General features: G+C 60.1%; 3 protein-coding genes. 1 reads left to right on the top strand and 2 read right to left on the bottom strand.

Translation table 11 applies throughout. The features are described from left to right. Positions 1-365: 365 nt before the first annotated feature. A complete protein-coding gene (locus FJR00_RS15395; RefSeq protein WP_141339594.1) occupies positions 366-3,818 on the top strand; it encodes an NACHT domain-containing protein in 3,453 nt (1,150 codons plus the stop codon). A 927-nt stretch (positions 3,819-4,745) separates the two neighbouring features. Here FJR00_RS15395 and FJR00_RS15390 read toward each other — a convergent pair. Next, positions 4,746-4,973 (bottom strand): hypothetical protein, encoded by a 228-nt coding sequence (locus FJR00_RS15390; RefSeq protein ID WP_141339592.1) that lies wholly within the window; start codon positions 4,971-4,973, stop codon positions 4,746-4,748. A gap of 152 nt (positions 4,974-5,125) precedes the next feature. Beyond that, on the bottom strand, positions 5,126-5,308 hold a 183-nt coding region (locus FJR00_RS15385), incomplete at its 5' end, for an ester cyclase (protein WP_141339590.1).

The raw sequence follows: 5,308 nt of genomic DNA, 5'->3' as shown, positions 1-5,308 counted from the left end.
ACGAGCGTAGCCGTCCTCCACGCGGCATGGTCGGACGCTACGCGTTCACAGCGGCAGTTGCGTAAGTTCTCGCGGACCCGGACGCAGAACGTGAGGGGGCGGCCCGATCCGGGGGAGGGTGCTGGCTCCAGCACGGCGTTGGCGCGCGCGGCGAGCGCCCCGCAGCCGGTTGCGGACACTCATTCGTGGCCGGTGGCCGTCGCGAAGCTGGTCCATCCCGGACCGGAGCGCGGATCCTCAGCCCGAGCACATTGGCTCGCTACGGACCCACTCCATAGGGAGTTTTTGGCATACTGTGCCAGGGATAACCGTCGTATACCCGCTGAGGATCGGCCCAGCGTCCCGGACCCCCATAAGGAGCGAAAATGCTCGAAGCCATATACCTAAGTTTGGGCACGGCAACAGTGAGAGCAGTCGTGCGATTTTGGCTACAAGAAGACGTCGGTCTCCGCCTCACCGATGATTTTGTAGACCTGCTTTCGGATCATATACCAAAGCTGCGTGACCGCCGGCGTACCGCCAGACAGTTCGACCTTATGGCCGAACGAGTCTCTGACGTTGTAGAGGCGCTTGTTGATGGCGAAGGTCCAGGACTTCCTGAGCACGAGAAGGCGGCGGCGATCGAGGCCGTGAAGGATGTCGTAGACGGCTTTCAACAACTTGACAAGGCTGTGCTCTTTTCGACAGATCTAGATCCCGTCGCCTTGGAGTCAATCCTTCGAGAGTTGCCCGCAGCCAGGCAGCGTTCGGTTCTGAGTGAGTCGGCGCAAGTCCTTTTCGATCGCTTGACGAAACAAGCGTCACGTTTCATCATCGACATGGCCCTGAACCTTCCAGCCTTCGGGCCAGAAGCTCTCCAAGAGATACTTCGGCGAGAGTCGCTTATTCTCGAACGCCTCGCGCGCGTTTTAGATGGCCTGTCCGTTCTCGAAAATCGGCCACTCGATCAAGACGGGCACTTCAGGGAGCGTTATCAGTGGCACCTGGCGAGATCCTTGGACAAGTTGAAGTTGTTCGGCCTGGCGCTTAGCGGAGCATCCCGCGAGCAGGCCCTGAGCATTGCTTACATCACGCTTTCGGCATCCCGGGATGACGATGGTCACCAGTATCAAGAACCATCGCAACCCGACCTTTGGGAAGAGGGTTCCAGCATAGAATTGCTAGCAATGCATGAGGCAAATCCTCGCGCGGCCTCCGGGGATGCATCGGTGCGAGTTGACGCTGCATTGGCTAGTGGTGACAGGCATCTGATCCGCGGGGAAGCCGGTTCTGGCAAAACGACGTTACTGCAGTGGATCGCCGTGAGTGCCGCTAGGAATAAGCTGGAAGGGCCATTAGCCATATGGTCCGAAAAAGTGCCATTCTTCATACAGCTACGACGATACGTCGATTCGGTTCTGCCCAGCCCCGAACAGTTCTTAGAATTCACGGCAGCCACTCTGGCGGGCGCAATGCCCCACGCCTGGGTTCACCGGCAGTTGGAGGCTGGCAAGGGACTGATCCTAATCGACGGAGTGGACGAGCTTCCTGACCAGCGCCGGGAGGATGCGAAGGTATGGCTGACCGACCTAGTAGATACGTTCCCGGATTGTACATTCGTGGTGACGAGCCGCCCACCCGCTGTTCCCGGCCGGTGGCTCGCAGGAAAAGACTTCTCTACAGCTGAGTTGGTTCCAATGTCACCCCGAGACATCGAGGGTTTCATACAGCACTGGCATGACGCCGCGGCGGCCCAGTATGGAGACGACGCCGAAGCTGTAGCAGAGTTGCGCTCCTTCCAGGGAAAACTAGTGGCAGTGATACGTGATAACCGCAGCATCCGTTCGCTGGCGACATTGCCACTACTCTGCGCCATGTTATGCGCCCTGAACTTTGAACGCCGTACGCAGCTCCCCGGGGATCGAATGGGCTTGTACCGGATAGCCTTGGAGATGCTGTTGGACAGGCGCGACGTGGAGCGAGAGATCTTGATGCAGGACTCCCTGGCTCTCTCTTTAAGGGAGAAGCAAGTCCTCATGGAAGAAATTGCCCACTGGCTTCTACATAATGACAAGAGCGACATGACCGTCGCCCAGGCGGTTCGAGTAATTGCAGACCGCGTTGAAAACATGCCCGCAATTCAGGAAAGTGCGGAATCAGTTTACCAACACCTTCTCCTGCGTAGTGGACTAATACGTGAGCCCGTTGCTGGGCGCATGGATTTTGTGCATCGCACTTTTCAGGAATATCTTGGTGCTGCTCGGGCAATGCACCGGGGGGACATACCGTATCTGATCACACGCGCACATTCCGACCAATGGCGCGAAGCGGTTATCCTCGCCGCTGGTCACGCCACGGGGAGCCAAGCAGATGAATTGTTGACAGGACTCCTTGATCGGGGAGTGGAAGAGGCGCCGCTCCGGCACCGTCTGCATCTGTTGGCCGTGGCTGCACTCGAGACGGCCGTGGAAGTCTCTCCAGGAGTTGTACAAAGGGTTCATGCAGCCTTGGCAGGCGCCCTGCCGCCGCAGAATATGACCGATGCCAAGGCTGTGGCCTCTGCGGGCGAGGTTGCGGTCGCACCGCTTTCTGCGTTTGCAGACGGTAGCTACGCCACAGAAGCCGCAGCGTGTGTGCGCGCCTTGTCTATAATCGGCAGCGAGTCCGCATTGGAAGGTTTGGCGCGTTATGCCGAAGACCACCGTGTGACGGTTTTGAAAGAACTGTTTCGAGCATGGGATTATTATGATAGGACGGAGTACGCGGCGCGTGTCCTCTCTAAGGCTAAGCTAGGGGCCCTTCGCATTGACGTTGGCGATTTGGAAGTGCTAGAAAACCTTAGTCTGGTGCCATCGCGCCCCAAGGTGTCTTTGATGATCCCACGTGCAGTGAAGCGATTGGGAGATATTCCTACGCCCGACGCCGTGCGAAGTCTAATCGACCCGCACTCGACCATCACCTCATTGGAGGGGATCAGCGCTTTCGCGCAGCTCGACAGTGTTGTCATGTCGGGACTAACGGACACCGTTCTTCCAGCCCTGCCGCCTTCGCTGCAAGTTGTACAACTCTTCAGCAAGCAGGAGTTCGCGGACCTCACTGCGTTGAACTCGTTGAGGCGTTTGATCGCTTTGGGTGTTGGCCAGGCATCAACCCAAGCGCTATCTGAGGTACGGGCTCCCGATCTCGCACGCCTAAATTTAAGAGGCGTCCCCCGGCCTAGCTCCTTTCGGTTCTTGGAAAATTTTTCGAGGTTGGGGACTCTACACATTGTTTCGGCTCCCTCCGATTCTCCCGTGGAACTGGGAGAGGGCGGCGAGGACGTGGGCCACATTGCCGCTTTGGGGCATCTCCGGCACATTTATGTCCGGTCGGCAAGCACGACTCGCACTCTGGACGGGATGCCGAGGCTCGTGCGGTTCATGTACCTACTCGGTTGGACCCAGCTAGAAGGTGTGGATGCTCTATCTGCCTGTCACGTTCTCGAAGACCTTGTTCTGGATGGTGCGCGGAAGCTGGCTTCTATCGACCCACTTGGAGACCTTAAGGGTCTCCGAACCCTGAGCCTGAAGCGTACGTTGGTGTCGGACATCAGCGCGTTGTCGGAGCACGTGCGCTTGCGGCACGTAGATGTGGCTTACACAGCAGTGTCAGATATATCTCCATTAATGTCGGCTGAGCTTCTTTCGCTCCTGAACATCAGGGGCACTCCCGTGTCAACGCTGGAGCCGCTTGCCGACTCCATCTACGGATTACGGCTTCTAATCACTCCGGAACAAAGGGACCTGGTCCCTGAGCATGCGCTGCACGAGAGAGGTTGGTCCGTTGTCGAAGACGCGTAGTTGGTAAGGTTGTGCGCAAGTCTGGGTCGCTTTGACAAGGCTGACGCCTAGTGCAGACTGGGCGAGTTTGCTGGGATCGGACAGGTCTGGTCAGAGCGTGTCGTACAAATGGCTGTTGCGTGTGTCAGCCGGTTCTAGTCGCACCAACCAGCATGCCGGCGTCGGAAATCGGGACCAGGAGCACCACGGCACGTCTGGAAAGGACTCGGGCACATTGAGTGGACTCGGGCACATTGAGTGAGTGCGCACCTGCGACGGAGGTCTGCGCTGATGCGGTGCGGTAGATCTTCGCATGGTGGCGTTGGGCTCACGTGCCGATCTTGAAGAAGCGCGCGAAGCAGGACCAGTCGTGGAGAGTCGTTTGCCGGCGCTCGGCACGCCGCCGACAGTCGGTGGGAGACATCCTCAACTCGGCGGAGTCGTGATGTCCCGACCCTCAGGTGTCGCGGAGGCCCTGCGGGGCCGCGAACACAGGATCCGGCCGTGACCCATTCTGGGCGGAATGACGCCACGGCGCGGCCGCCGACCGGAGGACCGCTGAGCGGCGGGCGTCGTGCTGTCACGTACATCAGCGTTTCGGTTCGCAGCGCCAGCTGACTGGGGGCCGGAAAGGGGAAGCCACGCGCAAGACGCGAACGCTCGAGGGCTAGGGTAGCCGCCTGAGCTGCTGTTATGTGTTGACGGCGATCTCGAAGGTGTGTGTCCCATGTGGGCAAGTCCCCCTCCCGATGCCTCGCCTGGGACACACGGCGGAGCAATGTACCGGGACACGCGGGTGGAGATGGCCGCCAGGTGGCTCAGTAACCCGCTCGGCATTCTGTTATGGCATGGTGTCGCTCCAATAAGAGCCATCCTGCAGAACGGTCACCAGCCGGAGTAGGCGGCAACGTCCTCATCGGTGACCTCGCCGAGCAGGGTTGGCTGCCTCTAGCGGCGGGCTCCCCAGAAGTCCACCTCGAGACCGGCAGGATCCACATACCAGCAGTGGACGGCGTCCCGGGACTCGACGTCGAACCCTGGGATGTCGATGGTCACAAAAGGACCCTCGCCCGATGGTAGGACGATCTCGACGTGCATGGGGATGATGACCTCGTTCGTGCCGACGAGGTGGAAGGGCGTGCCGAAACCGGCAGGGTTCAGGTAGGTGTGGACCATTCCCTCCTCGCACTCGNCCGCTCGTGGGTCCAGGAGGGGGGTGGGGTCCCGGGGACCGGGGTCGGGAACACCAGACCGAGGCCGCTCAGGAGAACGACCGGTGCGACGAGCCGGATGACCATGATCTCTTCCTTTGTCCCGTGCGCCCGGCGTCAGGCGACCTGCTGCAGGAAGTTCGACACCAGGAGGTAGACGTCGGCCTCCTGCACGTGGCCGTCAGCGATGCGGTAGCTGACGACCAGCGGGATGCGCACCTGCCGCCCCGTGGCGGCCACACCGGCGAACTCCCCGGTGTGCGTGCCCACGACGAACCCCTCGAGGACCGCGGTTCCCTC

Source organism: Ornithinimicrobium kibberense (genome assembly GCF_006519705.1).
GTDB lineage: Bacteria > Actinomycetota > Actinomycetes > Actinomycetales > Dermatophilaceae > Ornithinicoccus > Ornithinicoccus kibberensis.
This window is presented reverse-complemented; position numbering and strand designations above follow the sequence as displayed.

Bases quoted from the DNA above. Each gene is read 5' to 3' on its own strand.
- FJR00_RS15395 (WP_141339594.1), top strand. From the start codon at position 366: ATGCTCGAAGCCATATACCTAAGTTTGGGCACGGCAACAGTGAGAGCA.
- FJR00_RS15390 (WP_141339592.1), bottom strand. From the start codon at position 4,973: ATGGTCCACACCTACCTGAACCCTGCCGGTTTCGGCACGCCCTTCCAC.